Origin of the sequence: Mesorhizobium sp. M6A.T.Ce.TU.016.01.1.1, from assembly GCF_003997065.1 — a bacterium.
Lineage (GTDB): Bacteria > Pseudomonadota > Alphaproteobacteria > Rhizobiales > Rhizobiaceae > Mesorhizobium > Mesorhizobium mediterraneum.
The window spans coordinates 45,628-67,827 of record NZ_RZTJ01000018.1; the positions used below are offsets into that span (position 1 = coordinate 45,628).

The 22,200-nt window shown below is 59.8% G+C and carries 16 protein-coding genes, 3 pseudogenes and 1 riboswitch; of the genes and pseudogenes, 8 read left to right on the forward strand and 11 right to left on the reverse strand.

Annotation, left to right across the window (positions count from 1 at the left end; genetic code table 11):
• The first annotated feature begins 697 nt into the window (after nt 1-697).
• The gene (locus tag EOC94_RS35140; protein ID WP_127294277.1) at nt 698-2,455 is read left to right on the forward strand and encodes a DNA methyltransferase; all 1,758 of its coding nucleotides are present in this window, start codon (nt 698-700) and stop codon (nt 2,453-2,455) included.
• 3 nt (nt 2,456-2,458) lie between these two features.
• Here EOC94_RS35140 and EOC94_RS25740 read toward each other — a convergent pair whose 3' ends face one another.
• The 11 genes and pseudogenes from EOC94_RS25740 to EOC94_RS25795 form a co-directional block, all read right to left on the reverse strand.
• Complete coding sequence (locus tag EOC94_RS25740) at nt 2,459-2,632, reverse strand: DNA-binding protein (RefSeq protein ID WP_127294279.1); 174 nt, start codon at nt 2,630-2,632, stop codon at nt 2,459-2,461.
• Between the two features lie 91 nt (nt 2,633-2,723).
• Nucleotides 2,724-3,224 (reverse strand): hypothetical protein, encoded by a 501-nt coding sequence (locus EOC94_RS25745; protein WP_127294281.1) that lies wholly within the window; start codon nt 3,222-3,224, stop codon nt 2,724-2,726.
• A 337-nt stretch (nt 3,225-3,561) separates the two neighbouring features.
• Nucleotides 3,562-4,503 (reverse strand): annotated as a pseudogene (locus EOC94_RS25750) (IS1595 family transposase).
• A gap of 964 nt (nt 4,504-5,467) precedes the next feature.
• Entirely contained in the window at nt 5,468-6,283 is an 816-nt protein-coding gene (locus EOC94_RS25760; protein WP_127294283.1) for a hydroxymethylpyrimidine/phosphomethylpyrimidine kinase, read from the reverse strand.
• On the reverse strand, nt 6,274-6,879 hold the full coding sequence (locus EOC94_RS25765; protein WP_127294285.1) for a thiamine phosphate synthase: 606 nt from the start codon (nt 6,877-6,879) through the stop codon (nt 6,274-6,276). The genes EOC94_RS25760 and EOC94_RS25765 overlap by 10 nt, the downstream gene beginning before the upstream one ends.
• On the reverse strand, nt 6,876-7,649 hold the full coding sequence (locus tag EOC94_RS25770) for a thiazole synthase (protein ID WP_127294287.1): 774 nt from the start codon (nt 7,647-7,649) through the stop codon (nt 6,876-6,878). Before EOC94_RS25770 ends, EOC94_RS25765 begins: the two co-directional genes overlap by 4 nt.
• A gap of 1 nt (nt 7,650) precedes the next feature.
• Nucleotides 7,651-7,848, reverse strand: coding sequence for a sulfur carrier protein ThiS (thiS, locus tag EOC94_RS25775; RefSeq protein WP_127294289.1), 198 nt, complete (start codon nt 7,846-7,848; stop codon nt 7,651-7,653).
• Entirely contained in the window at nt 7,817-8,812 is a 996-nt protein-coding gene (thiO, locus tag EOC94_RS25780; protein WP_127294291.1) for a glycine oxidase ThiO, read from the reverse strand. The genes thiS and thiO overlap by 32 nt, the downstream gene beginning before the upstream one ends.
• Entirely contained in the window at nt 8,809-10,644 is a 1,836-nt protein-coding gene (thiC, locus tag EOC94_RS25785) for a phosphomethylpyrimidine synthase ThiC (RefSeq protein WP_095486997.1), read from the reverse strand. Before thiC ends, thiO begins: the two co-directional genes overlap by 4 nt.
• A gap of 103 nt (nt 10,645-10,747) precedes the next feature.
• Nucleotides 10,748-10,864: riboswitch (TPP riboswitch) on the reverse strand.
• Between the two features lie 117 nt (nt 10,865-10,981).
• Nucleotides 10,982-11,239 (reverse strand): annotated as a pseudogene (locus tag EOC94_RS25790) (aspartate 1-decarboxylase); the annotation flags it as partial.
• A 613-nt stretch (nt 11,240-11,852) separates the two neighbouring features.
• Nucleotides 11,853-12,116, reverse strand: coding sequence for a hypothetical protein (locus tag EOC94_RS25795; RefSeq protein ID WP_095487001.1), 264 nt, complete (start codon nt 12,114-12,116; stop codon nt 11,853-11,855).
• 2,933 nt (nt 12,117-15,049) lie between these two features.
• Here EOC94_RS25795 and EOC94_RS25805 point away from each other — a divergent pair.
• The 7 genes and pseudogenes from EOC94_RS25805 (at nt 15,050) to EOC94_RS25835 (ending at nt 22,199) form a co-directional block, all read left to right on the forward strand.
• A pseudogene (locus EOC94_RS25805) lies at nt 15,050-15,653 on the forward strand (SMC-Scp complex subunit ScpB).
• A gap of 562 nt (nt 15,654-16,215) precedes the next feature.
• On the forward strand, nt 16,216-16,785 hold the full coding sequence (msuE, locus tag EOC94_RS25810; RefSeq protein ID WP_127294293.1) for an FMN reductase: 570 nt from the start codon (nt 16,216-16,218) through the stop codon (nt 16,783-16,785).
• A gap of 25 nt (nt 16,786-16,810) precedes the next feature.
• Nucleotides 16,811-17,911, forward strand: coding sequence for a dimethylsulfone monooxygenase SfnG (gene sfnG / locus EOC94_RS25815; protein WP_127294295.1), 1,101 nt, complete (start codon nt 16,811-16,813; stop codon nt 17,909-17,911).
• Between the two features lie 55 nt (nt 17,912-17,966).
• Nucleotides 17,967-18,869 (forward strand): ABC transporter ATP-binding protein, encoded by a 903-nt coding sequence (locus EOC94_RS25820; protein WP_127294297.1) that lies wholly within the window; start codon nt 17,967-17,969, stop codon nt 18,867-18,869.
• Nucleotides 18,869-19,765, forward strand: a complete 897-nt coding sequence (locus tag EOC94_RS25825) for a branched-chain amino acid ABC transporter permease (protein ID WP_127294299.1) — start codon at nt 18,869-18,871, stop codon at nt 19,763-19,765. Before EOC94_RS25820 ends, EOC94_RS25825 begins: the two co-directional genes overlap by 1 nt.
• A 3-nt stretch (nt 19,766-19,768) precedes the next feature.
• On the forward strand, nt 19,769-20,818 hold the full coding sequence (locus EOC94_RS25830; protein ID WP_095487013.1) for a branched-chain amino acid ABC transporter permease: 1,050 nt from the start codon (nt 19,769-19,771) through the stop codon (nt 20,816-20,818).
• Nucleotides 20,819-20,867: 49 nt separating this feature from the next.
• On the forward strand, nt 20,868-22,199 hold the full coding sequence (locus EOC94_RS25835) for an ABC transporter substrate-binding protein (protein ID WP_126104949.1): 1,332 nt from the start codon (nt 20,868-20,870) through the stop codon (nt 22,197-22,199).
• The last annotated feature ends 1 nt before the right edge of the window (nt 22,200 follow it).

Genomic DNA, 22,200 nt, shown 5'->3' on the forward strand with positions numbered 1-22,200 from the left:
ATTCCCTTCCGTGCACTGATTGTTGTCGTGGTGCACGCTAGTACCGGAAAGTTTTGAGTGGAAGGCTGAAACTTTTGACATTGGCTTTCTCCGAATCGATGGTTTTCTAACGCCACGACATTTATCAGAAAAGAAGCCGAAGAGTCTGTTCTGGATTTATTCCTTTCCATTATTTTTAGAAATTGGTCAGTAATGCAGGCTTATGATGCAATTCGGTGTAAAGTGCAGTGCAATATTTTCCGCGCCTTGCGAGAATTGACCGGGGCCTCTAAAGTCTTCTTGGTCTTTGAGCGGGGCGGGCATGGCCATTCGTCGTCAATGCGTTGTCGCTCTTGGCGTTGCATTGCTCATTAGTTGCGCCCATGCCCAGCAAGCCTGCGATCCAAACTACACAGGCAGTTGCGTCCCCATAGCCAGCGATGTTGATTGCTCATCCGGGTCCGGCAATGGCCCAGCTTATGTGAGCGGACCGGTCAATGTCGTCGGTGCAGATATCTATAATCTCGACCGCGATCACGACGGGATAGGCTGTGAAAATGGCTAAGCCGCGCTACCCCAGCCTAGGGGAATGGCGGCCACTTCGTATCAATTCCAGTATTTTCCGGCCTTCATAAGTAAATGAAGCGTTAACCGGCTAGTCGAAATCTTCCTTAACCATATTCATCCACTCTAGCCGGCGCGGCGAGGAGCTACGGCGATGAATAAGCTGTATTTTGGTGACAATCTCGATTGGCTGCCGAAGATTGAACGCGAAAGCGTCGATCTAATTTATCTTGATCCGCCGTTCAACTCGCAGGCTACCTATAACATTCTATACAAGTCCCCAAGTGGCAAAGACGGAGGGGCTCAGTACCAAGCTTTTGAGGACTCTTGGCAATGGGGGCCAGCCGCCGACTATGCATTTGCCTTGGTTCGAAATAGCCAATCTCCGGCATATGGCATTCTCACGGCTCTGAATAACTTCATGCAGAAAAGCGATCTCATGGCGTATCTCACCATGATGACCGCTAGGCTGTTGGCAATGAAGCGTGTCTTGAAGCCAACCGGTAGTATTTTTCTGCACTGTGACTCCAGCGCTAGCCACTATCTAAAAATCATCCTTGATCAGATTTTTAGCGAAGGCGGATTTCAAAACGAAATCATCTGGCGGAGGTCCACAGGTAAGTCCCTGATGACGCGCCGATTGCCGACGAATCATGATTCGATCTTGCTTTATTCTGGCGGTGACAGCGCATGGAACGCGGATGAGGGGTTTGCCCCCTATGATCCCGACAATCTCCCCGAGACGATCAAAACAAAATATCGGTACGTCGACGATCAAGGGCGTCGCTACCGCTTAGACAATCTTATCAATCCAAACTCAAATCGGCCAAACCTGACCTATGAATTTCTCGGCGTGACGCGCGTTTGGCGGTGGACGCGAGAGAGAATGCAAGCGGCCTACGAAGCCGGTCTTATCGTCCAAAATTCGTCCGGTCGGGTACCTAGCTTCAAGCGCTTTCTGGACAAGCAGCGCGGAATGCCACTGGACGATGTTTGGACTGACATTCCTCCCATAAACTCACAGGCAGCGGAAAGGCTCGGATATCCAACTCAAAAGCCGCTGCCACTTCTGGAGCGCATAATCAGGCTGAGTACAAATCCAGGGGATGTAGTTCTTGACCCATTCTGTGGCTGCGGAACGGCAATTGAGGCCGCTCAACGGCTTGGCCGGAAATGGATTGGGATCGACGTAACCGTGCTGGCAATCGACGTTGTGGAGCGCCGACTCCGCAAGATGAAAGTTCAAAACAAAATTCATTACGAGGTCGAGGGCATTCCAAGGGACGTGGATGGCGCACATCGCCTATTCGAGGAAGATCCCCACGATTTCCAGCTATGGGCCTTAACAATGGTTGATGGCCAGCCGAGAGAAGGCGGGAAAAAGGGCGCGGACAAGGGTGTTGATGGCCTCATCTACTACCAGCATGACGGCAAGACGATTCTTCCGGCGATCGTCTCAGTGAAGGGCGGTAGGAACATTCATGCAGACCACATTCGCGACCTAATCGGCACGATGCACAGTCAGGATGCAGAACTGGGCGTCTTTATCACGCTGAATGAGCCCACTTCGGCTATGATGAAAGCTGCAAGGGAAGCAGGTTCTGTAGAAGCCTTCAACAAGCTTAGACCTCGCGTCCAAATTCGCACGATTGAACAATTATTTGCGGGACAAAAACCCGATTTGCCGCCCGTGCATGATATCATCTCGGCCGCCGCTGCCGCCCGGCGCCTATCTGCTCGTCGCGTGCCGCCACCTGTGACGCCGGAACAAATCCGCGCGCAACCCTCTTTCAAGTATCCAATATCGGGCGGGAGAGCGCAGGACGCACAACAGGCGATGGCATTGGATGACCCCCTCCTGATTCCTCAGCAAGATAGACCGCCACGAAAGAGCGCTCGGCGAAAAGGGTAGCCGCTACTTGGTAGCTTTCTTGTCGCTATCCTTAGGAAGAGGCGACTTCACCACCTTCTTCAACACGCGGTCAAAGTTTTCCTCGGACTCGTCGGTTTCCAGTTCGCGCGCCTTCTCTACAAATTTCTGATACTGTCTGTCCTTCGCTTCGGACTTTTCAGAGTTCTTGTGTTGCATAGCGACTCCTTGGCGGGGGTTGGGCTTGGTGGCTATTCGTGCTTCACCGATGAAACCGATCTCACTGCCCGGTATATGACTATTGGCGGCATTACGTGCGGGACGGCGTTCCTTCCCGATTCATTTTTCGATTCTCGCTCGATACCAGGAGCGAATGCCGTTCCACGGGCGCCTCGAATGGAAGTGTATCACAAAACACAACCGACACGTTTTCGAAGATCTGATTAACGAGTTTTTTGAACTGAACCGCGAGCACCTTGTGGATTTTCACGGCCTTGTCGTGGACATGCATAAGTTCGACCACTTCACCTACAACGATGGGGACCGGAAAGTCAGCTTCGACAAGATGCTTTTCCAGAGCCTTTTCGCTGTCCATAAACGGTACTCCGGCTGCACCAAAGTTCGGTGCTTTCATGGTAACCGCGACTCGCCCTATCCAATCGCGAACCTTCGCGAGATGCTGAACAACAAGGCCTTTGCGTTGAAGTTCGGGCGCATTTTCGTTCCCTATGTGGTGGTCAAAAACTTGGAGGTAAAGCGCAGCCTGCCGATGCAGCTCGCCGACCTGTTGATTGGCTGCCTTGGCGCTCATTGGAACAAGCGCAAGGGTTACACAGCAGGCTCGCCGAAGGACATTGTAGCGCAGAGATTCAAGCTGGAATGCCCCGTTAGTGATCTGCTTCGCAGTTCGCCACGACCATCCAAACACTTCGTAATTTGGGAGCTCAAAGGTAGGCCTGCGGGCCTAGGCGGTTAGCCGTCCAGACGAGGCTGGCACACCAAACTGGTGAGACTTCGGACCCGCAAGGTCACCCTAATATAAGCGAATCTTCCTTAAGAATCAACGTTTATTCCGTTTCCGAAACGGTTCTCCCTTCCAAAGAGGGAACTTCAACTGCACCGGTTTGCGGTAGTGATCCTTCTTGGCGTCAATAAGCTTGTCGATACGTGAGGCGCTTGCCTTTGGCACCCTTCAAGGCAATGAGCGAGCGAACATTATCCTCGATGCCCATGGCCGAACGGTTCGAATAACGGAATTCGAACTCGGCCAAATAGCGGTGCAGATGGTGTTCGGCGCAATGCTGGGTAAACGCCCTTCATGCGGCGCTTGAAGATCGAATAGTAGCCTTCCACGGTATTGGTATGGATCACGCCGCGAACGTATTCCTCGCGACCGTGATTGATCTTGCCATGCGCCGCGAACTCAGGGCCGATGTTGTCGTAAACGCGGGCCTCGTCCGACATGAAAACGCTTTCCTTGTGGATATTTGCGTTGACGATCGGCAGGACGCGGGCAACTGAAGCGCTGTCGATATGGAACGAGCGGGCGATGCCGCCGCGCTCCACAAGGGTAAGCACGTGTTCTTGTGTGCCGCGCCGCTTGTCTGCTTCGGAACACCGACTAGACGGCCAATGTAGGTTTCGTCAACCTCAACGAACTTGCCAGCGCCGCCCATAGGCGTGAAGTCATCCGAGCGCATAGCCTCGCGAATGCGGTGCGCCAGAAACCAAGCCGCCTTGTAGCCGATTTCCAAAGTGCGGTGCAGCTGATGAGCGCTAATACCCTTCTTGGACGAGCACATTAGATGGATAGCCTGTAGCCATGTCGTGAGCGGCAGGTGGCTATCTTCCAAGACAGTGCCCATGCGGACAGTGAACTGTCCATGGCAGTCGCGGCACTTGTACAGGCCATGACGCTCTACACCGTTCGGGTTCTTCTTCGAAGGCTTCGAACGAACGCCGACCAGCTTGTAATGCTTCCCCATCGAGCCGCAGTGATGGCAGACCGGACCATGCGGCCAAAGCATACCCTCGACGTGTTCGAAAGCTGCGGCTTCGTCGCGGAAGTGAGGGCGGGACAGGACGGACATGGCGGAAGGTTCCTAGGTTGTAGGAAGTTTGTACCTTCTATGTTCTGGTTTGTCAACGGTATAATCGCCGAATCCGCAGGCAAAATGGAATACTAGAGGCTCTTGACGAGCCGGGAAACCAAGATGGCAAAGCCTTATGCCGCGGAAATGGAAAAACTCGCTGAGACCTTTGCTTGGTCGGCCGCAGTCGATATTGCCCCGCTTCGCAAAGCCGTGCGCACGGCCGGCCTTTCCTCCCTTCTTGCCATCGGATCTGGGGGCTCGCTGACCGCCCGCCCATGCGCTGGCTGGACTCCACCAGCGGTTCACCGGTCGAATTGCCGCGGTGGCTACACCGCTCGACGCAGTTGCCGATCCACTGGAAGCCAGTGTTGCGCCGTGGCTACTCAGCGCAGGACGGTGGCAACGTAGATATTCTCGCCGCCACGAAAGCCAGTATCGCGCGCGAACCCCGCCAAGTCGGCATTCTATGCGGGCGGGAGAACAGCCCCCTTGTTTGGGCCCAAAACGTCGCAGAAGTTGTTGAATTGGCGAAGGTCGGTGGAAGCGCGTTTGTGTTTGACCCGTCGCGAGCAATCGATCCACGCGACATCGCACAGATTGACCAAGACATTCTCGGTGACCGCAAGCGGCTGCAGGGCGCTTTGGTCCTCGGCTTAGAGCAGCTCAAGCAGACAAGAGCCCAGATCCTTGCTGCCCGCGAACACAGTCGCCCCGAATCGGAGCGGTTGCGATTGGCATTCGATCAACCGCAGCCAATGTTGCCGCGGTTTCAGGGTAGTCTGGGTAGCGCTATGGGGTCGTCAGTCACTCGAAGGACCCTGCTAGTCTTCAGGTGGGGAGTTTAGTCAAATACCCTCATCCCATGTTCATGGTCTGTGCCTCGAAAGTCGTATAATTGGCAGTGTGGAACACAGCGTTGTAAGGACGGCATGGAGAAGCAGTAGCCCCTTCTCTAGTCTCGCTACGGGAAAAATTCTGGAAAATGGGTCTGCTTGGCTGGACGCAGAACGTTGTGGTTATTCAGCCGGCATTTCTGAAGCTTCTCGAACACAAACAGCTTGCCGTCGCGCACACTGTCTTCGAGCGGCTTCGCCTTCGCCAGATGCGCCGCAATCGCGCTGGCCAGCATGCAACCTGTTCCGCGCATTGATGCGGCAAGGCGCGGTGTGTCGAAGCGGGTTGGTGGTTGATCGAAACGCAACAGAATATCGGTCGATTGAGGTCCCGACGCATGCCCACCTTTGATCAGCAGGGCTTGAGCGCCGGCGGCCAGCAGTCTTTTTCCTTGTTGGAGCGCTCCGTCCTCATCCGATGCCAGTTCGGAACCAATAAGGAGCGCCAGTTCAGGGAGGTTGGGCGTGACAATGCCGCAAAGCGGCATCAGATCGCGCTTCATGGCAGCGATAGCGCCTGCTTCCAGAAGTGCGCGGCCTGAGGTGGAGGCCAGCAAAGGGTCGAGTACTGCGGGGACATGCGGAAATTTGCGCAGCACTGCGGCAACGGCAACAATGATCTTGGCAGTCCCCAGCATGCCGATCTTGATCGTGGCCACGTCGTTGGCCTGCAGCGCGCCGCACATCTGATTGGCCACCAGGCTGGGTGGCGAATGATGGATTTCGATCACGGCGTCGTGCGTTTGCACCGTTAGCGCTGTGACGGCCAGACAGGTGCGCACGCCAATGGCAGAGATCGTCTCGATGTCGCGTGCTATTCCAGCACCCCCGCTGGAATCTGATCCGCCAACGACAAGCACATGCGGTTCTTGTCTCATCGCCATCGGTCCGTCTTTTCGATCCATTCTCGCGTGCGCGCTTCGGGGTCGGAGCTCAACGTGATGTCGGTGACCACTGCCGCGCTGTTGGCTCCGGCCTCAAAGACGCCGTCGAGGCGGTCGGGGTTGAGGCCGCCGATGGCGACCAATGGGATCGGCGTCACTCGCCGGTTCCACTCGCTGATCCGCTCTAGCCCTTGTGGCGCCCACTTCATCTTCTTCAAGACGGTGGGATAGATCGGACCGAGCGCGACATAGTCGGGCTCAGCAAACATGGCCGTTTCCAGCTCGACATGATCATGCGTGCTCAACCCGAGCCTGACACCGGCTGACCGTATCCTCGAGAGGTCGGCGGTTTGCAGATCCTCCTGGCCGAGATGCACGAAATCGCAGCCCTCCTCAATTGCCAGGCGCCAATGATCGTTGACGATGAGCTGGCTTTTGTATTGGACACACAAGGCCTTCGACTTGCGGATCTCCGCGCGCAGCCCGGTTTCGTCCATGGTCTTGATGCGAAGCTGCACCAGCTTGACGCCGAGCGGCACCAGCCGCTCGATCCAGGCTGCACTATCGACGATCAGATAGAAGGGATCGAGCTTCATGAAAAAACCGCCCTGCCGATCGTCGGCGTTGACGGCATCGCGACCTCGCGCGGTTCGAGCATTCCCGAGCAAAAGGCTTCGCGGCCGGCTTCGACCGCCTTGCCGAAAGCACGCGCCATGCCGACCGGATCGGCCGCCTTGGCGACCGCCGTGTTCAGGAGCACGGCGTCAAAGCCGAGTTCCATGACGGTCGCCGCGTGCGACGGCCGTCCGAGCCCGGCATCCACGATCATGGGAACGTCGGGGAAATGTCTGCGCATCGAGCGTAGCGCCATGATGTTGATCGGCCCGATGGCGGAACCGATCGGTGCGCACCACGGCATCAGGACCTTGCAGCCCGCTTCCAGCAGCCGCTCGGCGACGACAAGATCGTCGGTGGTATAGGGAAATACCGAAAAGCCGTCCTCGGACAGGATGCGGGCGGCTTCGACCAGGCCGAGCACGTCAGGCTGCAGTGTGTCGTGGTTGCCGATCACTTCGAGCTTGATCCAGCTCGTCCCGAACACTTCGCGCGCCATTTTCGCTGTGGTGACCGCTTCCTTGACGGAGTGGCAGCCTGCCGTGTTGGGAAGGACTCTCGTGCCAAGCGAGCGGATCAGCGACCAGAATTCTTCGCCGGCCCTGCCGCCCGCCATCTCGCGGCGCAACGAGACAGTCACCACCGACGTGCCCGATGCGCTAACCGCATCGGCAAGGATGGCCGGCGAAGGATATTGAGCCGTGCCGAGAAGCAGCCGCGAGGAAAGCGCCGTTCCAAGAAGATCGAACATGCTAGCCTCCCTGCATGGGTGAGAGGATTTCGATCCGGTCGCCGTCGCTCAACTGGAACTCCGCCCGGTTGGCTTGGTGCACCAGGTCGCTGTTGACGGCCGTCGCCAGCCAATCGCCCTCATAGTCGAGCGCGGCAAGCAGTTCGGCCAGCGTGGTGGCGGCCACCTCATGCGCTTCGCCGTTGACCATCAATTTCATGAGCAAGCTCCTTGGTTCCGTCTTGATTGAAAACCAGGTCGGCAGCCTGGCGCGCCATGGCTGGGGCGAGGAGAAAGCCGTGACGATAGAGCCCGTTGATGGCTATGATCTCGCCGTTCGTTTCTACGCGCGGCAGGTTGTCGGGAAAGGCTGGACGGACGCCGACACCGGTTTCAGCGATCTCGGCCTCGCCAAAGGCCGGATGGAGGGCGTAGGCGGCACCCAGCAGCTCCATCATCGATCGCGCCGTGACCGGTCCGACGGACTGGCTTTCAATCATCGTCGCGCCGATCATGAAACGGTGGTCGGTGCGTGGCACCACGTAGAGCGGAAAGCGCGGATGAAGCAGCCTGACTGGGCGCGACAGCGAGACATCAGGCGTATTCAGGATCAGCATCTCGCCGCGAACGCCGCGCAGTCGGCCATCGCCCGCGGCCATTCCCGTGCATTCGATCTGGCGATCGAAACCGGCACCAGCCGAAGCGTCGGCGCCGAAGTGGAACTCGACGCCCATCGCCGCCAGCCCATCATGAAGTGCTGCCATCGCCTGACGCGGGTCGAGATGGGCTTCGTCGGGGAAGAGCAGTCCGCGGCGGAAGCGGCCGGCGAGGTCGGGCTCGAGCAACACGATTTCATCCTCATCGACACGCCGATGACCCGAGGTGCGGCTGGCGAACCGGTCGAGTTCGCCCGCATCGCGCGGTGCGGCCACGAGCAGCGTGCCGGCCCGTGTGACCTGGCCTGGCGTCGCCGCATCCCACCAGTCGGCGGCATCGCGTCCGAGATCGAGCACCGGCTGCTCGGCGCTTTCGCACCACGGCGCCAGCATGCCGCCGGCGAACCACGATGCATTGCCGCCGATGCCGTGCCGGATCTCGGCGACTGTGACCGTCGCGCCTCGGATGGCGAGTTCGAAGGCCGCGGCAAGGCCGGCAACGCCTGCCCCTTTGACCAGCACCCTCATGACGGTTCCGGCGCCTCTGGCATGAGCGGTACGCCGGCCTCGTCCGCTGGCATGTAGAGATCGCCACCTTCGCGATATTTTGCCGCCATGGCCGCCATGCCCTCTTTCTGGGCCTCGGCACGGATGTCGTGGGAGATGCGCATGGAGCAGAATTTCGGCCCGCACATCGAGCAGAAATGCGCCACTTTGTGCGCTTCCTTGGGCAAGGTCTGGTCGTGGAAGGAGCGTGCTGTTTCGGGGTCGAGCGACAGGTTGAACTGGTCCTCCCAGCGGAACTCGAAGCGCGCGCGGGAAAGGGCATTGTCCCTGACTTTCGCCGCCGGATGCCCCTTCGCCAGATCGGCCGCATGGGCGGCTATCTTGTAGGTGATGACGCCTACCTTGACGTCGTTGCGGTCGGGAAGGCCGAGATGCTCCTTCGGCGTGACGTAGCAAAGCATTGCGGTGCCGAACCAGCCTATCATGGCGGCGCCGATCCCTGAGGTGATGTGGTCATAGCCAGGCGCGATATCGGTCGTCAGCGGTCCAAGCGTATAGAACGGCGCCTCTCCGCAGACGGCGAGCTGCTTGTCCATGTTCTCCTTGATCTTGTGCATCGGCACGTGGCCCGGGCCTTCGATCATCACCTGGCAGTCCTTCGCCCAGGCGACCTGCGTCAGCTCGCCGAGCGTTTCCAATTCGGCGAATTGCGCTGCGTCATTGGCGTCGGCGATCGAGCCTGGACGAAGCCCGTCGCCGAGTGAAAAGGACACATCATAGGCGCGGCAGATGTCGCAGATTTCCGCGAAATGCTCGTAGAGGAAGCTCTCCCGGTGATGGTGCAGGCACCATTTGGCCATGATCGATCCGCCGCGCGAGACGATGCCCGTGACCCGGTCTACGGTCAGCGGGATGTAGTGCAGCCGCACGCCGGCGTGGATGGTGAAATAGTCGACACCCTGTTCGGCCTGCTCGATCAGCGTGTCGCGGTAGACCTCCCAAGTCAGGTCCTCGGCAATGCCGTTGACCTTTTCGAGAGCCTGGTAGAGCGGCACCGTGCCGATCGGCACCGGCGAATTGCGCACGATCCATTCGCGGATGTTGCGGATATTGCGGCCGGTCGACAGGTCCATCACCGTGTCGGCGCCCCAGCGGATCGCCCAGACCATTTTTTCGACCTCTTCGGCCATTGACGATGTGACAGCGGAGTTACCGATGTTGGCGTTGATCTTGACCAGGAAATTTCGCCCGATGATCATCGGTTCGCTCTCTGGATGATTGATGTTGGCGGGAATGATCGCCCGCCCGCGCGCCACCTCGTCGCGCACGAATTCCGGCGTGACGAAGTCCGGGATCGCCGCGCCGAAGCTCTCACCGTCGCGCTCAAGCTTGCCGCGCACGATCTCGCGTCCAAGGTTCTCGCGGATAGCCACGGACTCCATTTCAGGCGTAATGATGCCGGCGCGCGCATAGGCAAGCTGAGTCACCGCCTTGCCGGCCTTGGCCCTGAGAGGCCGGTTGCGAATGGGGAATTCCGGCGTCAGGCGCTCGCCCGTGACGAATCCATTGTCTTCCGGCCGGACATGGCGGCCGTCATAGGCCTCGACATCGCCGCGAGCCGTGATCCATTCGTGGCGAAGCCGGGCAAGGCCCCTTTCCATGCTGGTTTCGACAGTCGGGTCTGTATAGGGGCCGGACGGATCGTAGACGGTGACGGGTGGCTCGCCGGCAGTCGGATGAACAGAGATTTCGCGCATCGGCACCCTGATCTGGGGGTGGAGGAGGCCGGGCTTGTGGATTTTCCGCGAGGCGGGCAGTGGTCCCGTCGACACGGCGGGGGTGAGGGCATTCATCGTGAGGCTCCTTTGCTCATGCATTGGAGACCCAGTTCTGTGCCGGAAGGATGAAAAGACGCTTCTGTCGACCTGCCGAAACAGGACCTCGGGCATAAACTCCCGCAAAGCGCTTGCACCGTCCCTACGCCAGTATGAACTGGATCAGGTTCAACGGGTCACTGCGCCGCGAAAGCAAGCAGTATCTCAGCCCCTTGCCGGGACTCCCCTGGTGAATGCGTCAGGTTGGACGGGCCGACGCTATCTTGTCAAGCGCATTCGGGCGCCTTCGGCCGGTGGCGATGACCGGCGGCCTGTCAAAACCGGGCGGAGAGCTCGCGCATGCATCGGGGACAAGTCACGCCCCGGAGACCAGGGCTGGAATGGCCAAAGCCTCTTTCGCTTCGTGAAGGATGGAGAAACTGTATCGGCCATGTGCGTCGAGATCCACCGAGTAGCTCAGGCGGTCACGGATGTGGTTATCCTGGTCCAAGGTGACGATTCGCGGCTTCAGCGAGGTGATTTGCACCTCGTCCAGGTAGATGGAGTTGCAGATAATGATCTGGTCGTCGGGCTGGCAGGTGCGGGCGGCCGCTCGATTCAGGATGCAGCATCGGCGGCGTTCCCGATACCAATGATATCTTGCGGGCAACTTATGCAATCACCGGCTTCGTAAAACCCGACGGCGGCGGCCGTGTCCTGGCGCTGAGGATGTGCCGCTGTTCCAGCAGAGAAATCGCATGGGCCGCGGAGTTTTCGCTCTGCGTGGACGAGTTGACGCAATCGTTTAGCTTGCTTGCAGTTCGTACGACCGCCTTTGAAAGCAACTAAGCTATTGCATGCGGCGATCGATCGCTACATATCCGGCCGCCATTATCCGAGTATTGATCCGCCTGCTGTTGGCGTTGCCGTACATGGCAATCCCTGCGGGGTCGTCGGCGGCCGGATCGGCCGTGCCCTCCAGTCTGAATTCCCCTGCCGAAAACTTCCCTGGCTTGGCTATGCATGCGGTAGATGAGATCGCCGCCTACCGCGACCTGGTCGAGGAAGGCATCGACGCGAAGAATATCGCCGCCCAGTTCGGACAGTCTGGTTATCGCCATGCGTCAGCGGCTCAGACTTGCGGTCTCGAGAGCGGCCTTGCGGGTCACCTCCCTTATGATTCAGATGTTGGAAGACGGCTTCTCGTTACCAATAGAAATGGCGACTACGGAACGCGATCGCGGCCATCAGGAAACACCTGTCTTCGGCTCAACCTCGACATGGCGTCCGATCGACCGCAGATATACAGCTATCTCGTCCATGAGATGATCGCGTTCGCCGTAGATTTCAGCAATCCTACGCAGCTGTGGCTCGACGGCCCTCCGTTGCGCCGGCGTCAAATCAGCATCGCCAAAGACGTATCCCAAGTTGCCAATCGCGCAAATGTTGCAGCCGGCGTCCGCAACTGCTTGCACGAATGCGGGAATGTCTTTTTCTTGCATGGTCTTCATGTCGAATCTCTCGTGAATGGCGAGCTCGCGCCCCCATGCTGCCTTTTCAGCGTGTCCTCTGGGCGGCGCAAGCCTTGAGCGTGGTTGTGCCCGGGCAACCTCGACTATCCCGTCTGCCACGCTCTTTAGAGTCGGTGGGGTCTGGTGATCGCAGGCTGGGCCACTCAAAAGCCTGCAAGAAGAAAGTCATGGCGACCATTGCTCAAGATCGCAAGGGTGCGTGCAAGACCTTCCGTTGGCAGTCATGCACGCCCACTCAGAGAGAGTCCGGCCGCGGAAATTCTCCCTTATTCGTAAGAAAGCTCATTGAGCAACTGGGCATTGAGCAACTGGGTCTCACGTCGCGGGTCTCGTGTGCTTCACAGCCGAAAATAGGGTACCGCCGTGGCAATTCTCGAAAAGTGCAGGTTACCTCGTTCAGGACACGGCGGATTGCCTTCCGACGGCACCCTTGCTGCAACGTGCGACCTAACGAGACATATCTCGTTCGCGTTCCCTCGACCTGTCTTCGTATTGCTGCTTGCCCTGCGATTTCAGGCCCTCTGCTAGCTCCTCGGCCGCTCTTTGGCCTGCAATGTCACTATTCAAGATCATGTCCGGCATCCCTGGATGGTGATAACCGTAACGCGCATGCAGCTTCCCTCAAGCGCAGCGCGTATCCGTCGATTAGTTTCGTCGTCCGGAACCCGAAGCCCTTATCCGGCCTGGTGTATCCATCATTCAACCGGTATACCGTTCCAAACTTTGGCGGACCATTTACCTCAGGCATGATCATCTCGCGTGACATTGTTTTTTGGCGGCGCCATCATCGCACGTGGCATTTTCTAAAAATCAAGACGTGTTAATTTGTAAAATCAGGGATGTGGCCGCGCCCGCTGCGAGGATTTGCAGGTAGCTCTTCAGCTCCAACACGATGTGTGAGGCGGCGGTGGAAAAAGGCAACCGACTTTTAATTGGCGGTACTCACTTCGGAAGCGCTGCAATCGATCCTGAGGATACTAGTGATCGCGAGCGCCCAATGCGTCCGCCGTTGGATCCAGGTGACCTCGCCGCTCGCTCCGCGTTCGGCGCCCGTCGCAGAAAGGTAATCGCGCAATTGCTGCACATGCGCCTCGCGGACGTAGGCGTGGGATTCACGTCCGATTTCCAATTGATCGCGGCGTCGACCCGTCCTTTGATGATCGCGAAGGCATCGGCCCGTCCGGCGATATGCTTCGTCGCGAGCTCAGATTGCGATCTCGGGCACAAGGCGAGATCACAGTTCTGCGATCTGTGGTAACGCGAGCCCGCGAAGCGCCGCCGCGGCCTCTCTTTGGAATCTGGCCGAGAATCGTCGTCGTCTGAGATCAGTTGATCGAGCAGTTCGCGCGCGCGGGACGCGCTTGCGTCCAGTCTCTCCCGCGAGCTCGCCCGTGACAAGCTCCTCCATCAGCTTCTGAAGGATGACGCCCCGACGCGCTCCGGCACCGACCACCTCCGGATGCTCAACGTGGCTCTCTGAGGTCACGACCCCATCGAGAGGGTCGCCCAGCCGATCAGCGTCGTGCCAACTGGGCCGGCGCCAGACGACCGGTGGGGCACTTTCCTCAATGCACCGCTGTTCGGCGGCAAACATGTCGGAAGACTGCTCGTTCGGCCGGGAGGCCAGCGGCTGCGTTTCCCGACGCGCAAAGGACGAAGCTCCAGCTCGGGAATTTCATACTGACGCAGATCGATAGAGCTGAACCAGGAGTCTTTTGACGCCTGAGGGTGTGTGGGACAATCAGAATATCTCGCACCCGTATGCAGGCCACATACCAGGTACGCTCACGCTGATTGGCATCTCGCCGGTTCACCGCCATTGCCTCAAGATGGCGGCCCCGCGACACGCTGTGTGGGGTTTGTCAGGTCCGCGCCACAGGCTTGGTAAGCCGATGTGTTGTTTGCCGTCGGCTAAAGAGCTGAACAGCAAGCATAAACTTCTGTCGCCGGCTCGATCCGTCAGATTGGAACGAGATTTGCACCCTTGAGGGTGAGACGACGGCAGCAGCCGACCGGCTCTCCTGTCGCGGACCCCGCGATCGACATAACCAAGGAAGGAGCCCAGCATAGCACAGGCACCGCCAGCCGAGAACTCCCCGATGGCCGGCGCGAGCCATGGGTCGGTGGTAGATCGGCTGGTCGGCATCGACCTCGCTCGGGGCCTGGCTGTCTTCGGGATGTGTGCCGCCCATCTCGGTCCCGACCCCGGCGAAGGAGGACTAGTCGGGTTTCTGATGGAACTAACCCATGGGCGGTCGTCCGCCCTGTTTGCCGTATTGGCTGTTTTTTCGATTCTCCTGATTACCGGTCGCAAGGCGCCGAAGTCGGGGGTTGCAGGTAGACAGGCCATTGCCAGAGTCGCAATTCGTGCCCTTGTTTTGGTCGCGCCCGGGATGCGGCCCGACGCTTGGGCGGTGCCATGAAAGATGAAATGGCCGCCTCCGGTCTCGTTGACGAATTGGAGGCTATGGTGGCAAATAGGCGCGTTGTCTGATCGCCGCTTTGATACTGGCGGTCCGATCCTGCTCAGACATTTAGATCCTTCAAGTTCACCTTCGGCCGCGTCGGCATCTTGCCGACTGGCTTTACGCATCCACGTCATTCCGCCGATGCTTCTGCACCGGGCCAAGTCGACATTTATCCCCACTTGGTGCCTCTTACAGACCATCGTGTTTCAGCATCAGTCGGTTCCTATTTTGCCGAGACTCAGGACCGATTGATACTGTGCCGTTAGACCGCTTCCTAGCAGTCGGCCTCCGACGCCGCGCCACTACCCGTAAGTAAAATATGTGCGCAGGACGCTGCATACACGTTAGTGGTGGGTTTGGTCGGGTTACGACCGTCGATCAGCTGACCAGCTGTTTGATCGGGAGCTGGATCATCTGCCGCCGGAGGCGCGGTGGCGCGAATGGATGCAGCGCGTCGAGGCGACGATCTTTGCAGCCAGCGAGCCCGTTGGCCGTGCGACGCTGGCGCGGATCGTCGGCAAGAACTGCAGCATCGATCTGCTAATCGACGATATCCGCGAAGAGTTGCGCGGCCGGCCCCTATGATTTGGTCTCCGTCGCCGGCGGCTGGAAACACCTGACCCGCCCGGCCTATGCCGACGCCATCCGCAGTGCATTTGGCAAGGCCGTCGGAGACAGCGTGCGTGGTGTAGACCTGACCCAGTCGGACGTGCTGGTGTTGATGTGCATCGCCTATTTCCAACCGATCACCCGTGGAGAGCTATCGCCATTCTTCGGCAAGGAGATCAGCCGCGACCTGGTCGGCCATCTGCGTGGTGCGAAGCTCATCGCCTCCGGTCCACGCAGCCCGACCCCAGGCGCGCCCTACACCGACGTGACGACAAAAGAGTTCCTGGTGGAGTTCGGGCTCGACACGCTGCGCGACCTGCCGGATTTCGAGGCGCTCGAGGATGCTGGACTTCTGTCGAAGGGGAAGCTGCTGGAGGGCGCCATAGTGCCCGGCTTTTCCTCCCATCACTACAACGCCGACGTCGAGATCGAGGATTAGCTGCTCGCTGCCGCGCAGCAGCCGACCGCCGGCGCGTGATGCTGTTCAAATCTCCGCCGAACGTCGGGATCTTCGGTACGCATAAAGAGAAGCGGGTCTAATCAAACAATGAAGCGACACCCTTCGGTAGCAAGCGCCTCAAGTTGCGAGCTTGGCGTCCTTGGAAAACGGTAGGCGAAGGAGACGTGTACGTCAGTCAGTTATTACTGTGCTCAGGTGCTCTCTGGCTTGGCGCGAAGTCACTTCTTTGGTCTCATCTGCGGTCGAGCTGCCTCTGCGGCGTCACTTTGGATCTGCGATTAAAGTCTCAAGCTCCACGATATCTGCAGTGAATTTATGAGAGACGGACCGCGATGGGTACCGGCAGCTTGATTGTCGTAACTGTGGGTTTTAGCCGATCGTTAAAGATTCCACCCCTTTGCCATGTGGGTAACAGCGCCGTTTTTCCCATTGACGTCAAAACATCAGAACAAAGTACCTTAGCTCTACAGATTTAATAGAATATCGTTTGATCTGGTTTGGTGCGGCCTAGCGCGCATGCAAAGTGTGGGAGATTGATGACTTGGCACGATTATCGGTTCTCGGAATATCGGGCGGCGTAAGCAACCCGTCCCGCACCACGGCGGTGGTCAATGCGCTGGTCAAGGCGGTCGCGTTGCGCGTGCCTGCAGACACCGGTCTGATCGAGATCACGGAGGCGGCACCCTCACTTTTCGCCGGACTATCCCGCGGCGCACTTGGCGCATCTGGAGAAGCGATTATCCAGCGTGTCGAGAAGGCCGATTTGCTCGTGGTCGGAACGCCTGTCTATAGGGCTTCCTACACTGGCGCCCTCAAGCACCTGTTCGACCTGGTCGATTATCGCGCGTTGACGGGCAAGACCGTGCTTCTCGCCGCGACCGGCGGGAGCCCATACCATGGCCTGGTCCTCGAACATCAGCTCCGGCCATTGTTCGGCTTTTTTGGCGCTGTCACCGTCCCTACGGGCGTCTACGGCGCGCCCGACGATTTCGTCGATGGCGAAATCGTCGGCGCAGCCATCATCGAGCGCATTGCAAGGGCTGCCACCGACGCGGTCTCCTTGCTCAACTTCAGTCACGCAAATGCTGCCGTCGCCACCCGCGTCGGCTGAGCCAATCAACAGGGGAAACGACGACATGAGTTCGCATTCCGACGCCATCAAATTCGCCTACTGGGTCCCGAATGTTTCCGGCGGCCTGGTGATCTCCAACATTGAGCAGCGGACAGGTTGGGATATCGACTACAACCGCAAGCTCGCCCAGATTGCCGAGGCCAACGGGTTCGACTATGCGCTGAGCCAGATCCGTTTCACGGCCGGCTATGGGGCCGACAACCAGCACGAATCAGTCTCGTTCAGCCATGCCTTGCTTGCCGCGACCACAACGCTGAAGGTTATCGCAGCGATCCTGCCCGGCCCGTGGAACCCTGCGCTGGCGGCCAAGCAGATCGCTACCATCAACCACCTGACCAATGGCCGCGTCTCCGTCAATGTCGTCAGCGGCTGGTTCCGAGGCGAGTTCGCCGCGATTGGCGAACTCTGGCTCGATCATGACGAGCGCTATCGCCGGTCGGAGGAATTTATCCGAGCGTTGCGCGGCATCTGGACGGAAGACAGTTTCACGCTGAAGGGCGATTTCTACCGCTTCACCAACTATTCCATGAAGCCGAAGCCGATCGAGCCCTTGCCCGAGATATTCCAAGGCGGCTCGTCGCGAGCCGCTCGCGACATGGCGTCTCGTGTCTCCGATTGGTATTTCACCAACGGCAATACCCCGGAGGAGATCCTGAAGCAGGTCGACGACATCCGCACCAAGGCGAAAGCCAACGGCCACAAGGTTAGGATCGGCGTCAACGCTTTCGCCATCGCCCGCGAGAGCGAGCAGGAAGCGCGCGCCGTGCTCGACGAGATCATCGCCAAGGCGAATCCGGAGGCGGTGCAGGGCTTTGCCGATCAGGTCAAGAATGCCGGCAAGGCCTCGCCGGAAGGCGAAGGCAATTGGGCGAAATCCTCCTTCGAGGATCTCGTGCAATACAATGACGGCTTCCGCAGCAATCTCATCGGCACGCCTGAACAGATCGCCGAACGCATCCTGAAGCTCAAGGATGCCGGCGCCGACCTGATCCTGCTCGGCTTCCTGCATTTCCAGGAAGAGGTCGAGTTCTTCGGCAAGCGCGTCATCCCATTGGTGCGCGAACTGGAAGCAGCTCGCGACAGGGAGCTTGTCGCCGCGGAATAGGTCAGGCGCGGCCTTCGGGCCGCCGCCAGCTCTCCTTCAAAAACAGGGACGTTTCATGATTGGTGCTTCGCTGGGAGCCGCCGCATACGAGCGCGCGCCCGAAATTTCCCGCATTCTTGCTGGTGTTGGCCCCGTGGAGGACACGCGCCGGGCGCGCCTGTCGGCAAAGGCTGATGCGATCCTGACGCTGAATGGGATCGGTATTTCCTTTGGCGGCGTCACGGCATTGAGCGATGTCGACCTTGAGGTCAAGAGCGGCGAGATCCGCGCGGTGATCGGCCCCAACGGCGCCGGCAAATCCTCGCTGATCAACATCATCAGCGGCCTCTACCACGCCGACCACGGCACGATCACGATCGACGGACAGCCATTTGCCCGGGTGCCGGCGAGCCGTCTGGCGCGACTGGGCGTTGCACGAACCTTCCAAAACCTGGCGCTGTTCGGCGGGCTTTCGGTGCGTGACAACATCGCGTCCGGCCGCGTCCACACCAGGCGCGCGAGTTTTGTCGAACACATTGCAGGCCTGCCACGCGCCCGGCGCGAGGATGGGGTGATCGCCGAAAAGGTCGATCAGACGATCGTCTTCCTGCATCTTGAGGCCGTCGCCAATCGGCTGGTCGCGACGCTGCCCTATGGCCTGCAGAAGCGGGTCGAACTCGCCCGCGCGCTGGTCGCCGAGCCGAAGATACTGCTGCTCGACGAGCCGATGGCCGGCATGACAGCGACTGAAAAGGCCGAGATGGCTGGCTTCGTGCGTGCGGCGCGCGACCGGCACGGCGTCACCATCATCCTGATCGAGCACGATATCGGCGTGGTCATGGGGCTCTCCGACCGGGTCGCGGTGCTCGACTACGGCCGCAAGATCGCCGACGGCACGCCAGCCGAGGTCAGGGCCGATCCGGCGGTGATCCGGGCTTACGTCGGCACTGTCGAGGGCGAGAATGGCGAGGGCATCTGATGAACTACTATGATTTCCTCTTCGCTATCGAAGTGCTGGTGGGCGGCCTGCTCTCCGGCGTGATGTATTCGCTCGTCGCGATCGGCTTCGTGCTGATCTACAAGACATCGGGTGTGCTGAACTTCGCCCAAGGGTCGATGGTGCTGTTCGCGGCACTCACCTTTGTAAGCCTCGTCGAACGCGGCGTCCCTTTCGCGCTTTCGCTGCTCATCACCTTCGCGGTCATGGTCGCGCTCGGCTTCACCGTCGAGCGGACCGTGCTCAGGCCGCTGGTCAACCGCTCGCCGATGACGCTGTTCATGGCGACGCTGGGCCTCTCCTACATCATCGAAGGTGCCGCCCAGCTTATCTGGGGCACGCAGGTGCACGGGCTCGACCTCGGCATCGACGACACCCCCTTCGAGGTCGGCGGCGTACTGATCTCGTCCTTCGACCTGCTGGCGGCGGCGATCGCCGCCGCCATGGTCGCAGGCCTCAGCGCCTTCTTCTATTGGACGCGGATCGGCCTTGCGTTTCGCGCCGTCGCCGACGATCAGTTCGCGGCCCTCGCCGTCGGGCTGCGGCTGCCTCGCATCTGGGGCACCGTGTGGACGGCGGCCGGCTTCGTCGCGCTGGTCGCCGGGCTGTTGTGGGGCGCGCGTCTCGGCGTCCAGTTCTCGCTGTCGCTGATCGTGCTGAAGGCGCTGCCGGTGCTGGTGCTTGGCGGCTTCGATTCCATCCTCGGCGCCATCGTTGGCGGCCTCATCATCGGCGCCAGCGAGAAGCTGGCCGAGGTCTATCTCGGCCCGTTCGTCGGCGGCGGCATCGAGGGCTGGTTCGCCTATGCGCTGGCGCTGGTGGTGCTTTTGGTGCGCCCCTCCGGCCTGTTTGGCCAGAAAACCGTCAAAAGGGTCTGAACCATGGCCGTGCAAGCTCTCGACACCGCAAGGCTTCCAGTCGACTGGGCGAAACTCGTTCAGAAGCTGGCATTGCCGACCGCCCTGTTCGTCGTCGCCTACGGCGTGGTCCCTGCCTATGCTTCGGGCTATCTGGTCGAGGCGATCCTGCTGCCATTCCTGGCGCTCAGCCTGGCGGCGGTCGGCCTCAATTTGCTGACCGGCTATTGCGGCCAGCTCTCGCTTGGCTCTTCCGCCTTCATGGCGGTGGGCGCGTTCGGCGCCTACAATTTCAACCTTAGGGTCGAAGGCCTGCCGCTGGCGGTGACCATGATCCTGGCCGGAATTTCCGCCGCCGGCTTCGGCGTCGTGTTCGGCCTGCCCAGTCTCAGGCTGCGCGGCTTCTACCTCGCCGTCTCGACGCTCGCCGCCCAGTTCTTCGTGCAATGGGCGCTAACCAAGTTCGGCTGGTTCTCCAACGACAACCCGTCCGGGGTGGTCTCGGCGCCGCACCTGGCCGTCGCCGGTCTTTCGCTCGACAGCGCGACCGGCCGCTATTTGCTTTCGGTGACGACGGTGATCCTGATCACAGTGCTCGTGTCGAGGCTGGTCAACAGCGCCACCGGCCGCAACTTCATCGCCGTGCGCGACAACGAGACCGCGGCACGGGTCATCGGCGTTCCGGTGCTCAAGACCAAGCTGCTCGCCTTCGCGCTGTCGTCCTTCATCATCGGCGTTGCCGGCGTGCTGTGGGCCTTCACCTATCTGCGCACCGTCGAGCCGGCCGGGTTCAACCTCGACCGCTCGTTCCAGATCCTGTTCATCATCATCATCGGCGGGCTGGCTTCGATACGCGGCGCCTTTCTGGGCGCGGCGTTCATCGTCGTCTTCCCGCTCTTTCTGTCCCGGCTCGGCGCCTTCGTGTTCGGCGGCCTGTTCGATTCAGGTGTGCTCGACATGAGCCAGCGCATCGTGCTTGGCGCGCTCATCATCATCTTCCTCATCGCGGAACCGAACGGGCTGTCGGCCCTCTTCGACCGCCTGAAACGACGGATCGGCTCGAGGTCCAGCTGAGCGCCGCTCGACATCCTCTCACGGACCACAACCTCAGGAGATGCAACCCATGACCTTCTTCAGTCACCTACGAAAGGCGGCGATCGCCACGGCCTTCGTCTTCGGCGCGACGGCGGTTCACGCCGACGAACAGTATTTTCCTCTGCAGAGCTACCGCGTCGGCCCCTATGCCGCCGGCGGCACGGGCTTCTTCGGCGGCTTCATCGACTATCTCAACCTGATCAACATCCGAGACGGAGGCGTCAACGGCGTCAAGCTGACCTGGAGCGAAGGCGAGACGCAGTATGAGGTCGAGAAGGGCGTCGAGGTCTACGAACGATTGAAGAGCAATCCCGGCATCGCCGCCTGGAACCCGCTTTCCGTAGGCATCGCATACGCCATGATCGACCGCATCACCGATGACAAGGTTCCACTGATAACCATCAACCACGGCCGCACCGACACGACAGATGGGCGCGTGTTCCCTTACGTCTTCCCGCTGCTGCTCAATCCCTACAGCGAGACCTCCGGCATCGTGAACTACATCGCCTCCAAGGAAGGCGGCCTCGACAAGCTCAAAGGCAAGAAGATCGTGGTGCTCTATCACGGCTCGCCCTACGGCAAGGAGACGATCCCGATCTATGAATTGCTTTCGCAGAAATACGGCTTCGAGCTGTCGCAGATCGAGGTGCCGCATCCCGGCAACGAGCAGCAGGCGCAATGGCTGACGATCCGGCGCGAGCATCCGGATTACGTGGTGCTGCGCGGCTGGGGGGTGATGAACCCCGTTGCCCTGAAAACCGCCCAGAAGACCGGCTTCCCGGCCGACCATATCGTCGGAAACGTCTGGTCCAACTCCGAGGAAGACGTCATCCCCGCCGGCGATGCCGCTAAGGGCTACACCGCCATCACCACCCAGGCCTCGGGCGAGCAGTATCCGGTGGTCCAGGAGATCGTCAAAACCGTCTACGGCGCCGGCAAGGGCAATCTCGAGGACAAGAGCCGCATCGGCTCGGTCTACCATAATCTCGGCATCGTCAATGGCATCCTTAATGTCGAGGCGGTCCGCATCGCACAGGCGAAGTTCGGCAACCGCACGCTGACCGGCGACGAAGTGCGTTGGGGCTTCGAGCATCTCAAGCTCGATCCGGCGCGCGTCGAGGCACTCGGCGCCAAGGACCTGTTCCACTCGATCAACGTCTCCTGGGACAATCACGAGGGTGACGGCTACGTGACCTTCCAGCAATGGGACGGCAAGAAGTGGAATGTCGTCTCCGACTGGATCGCTCCCGACTGGAAGCTGCTGCGTCCGATCATCGAGAAGTCGTCCGAGGCCTATGCCAAGGAAAAGGGCATCAAGATCCGCACAGCCGAGGACGCCGACGCGGTGGTCAGCAACTGAA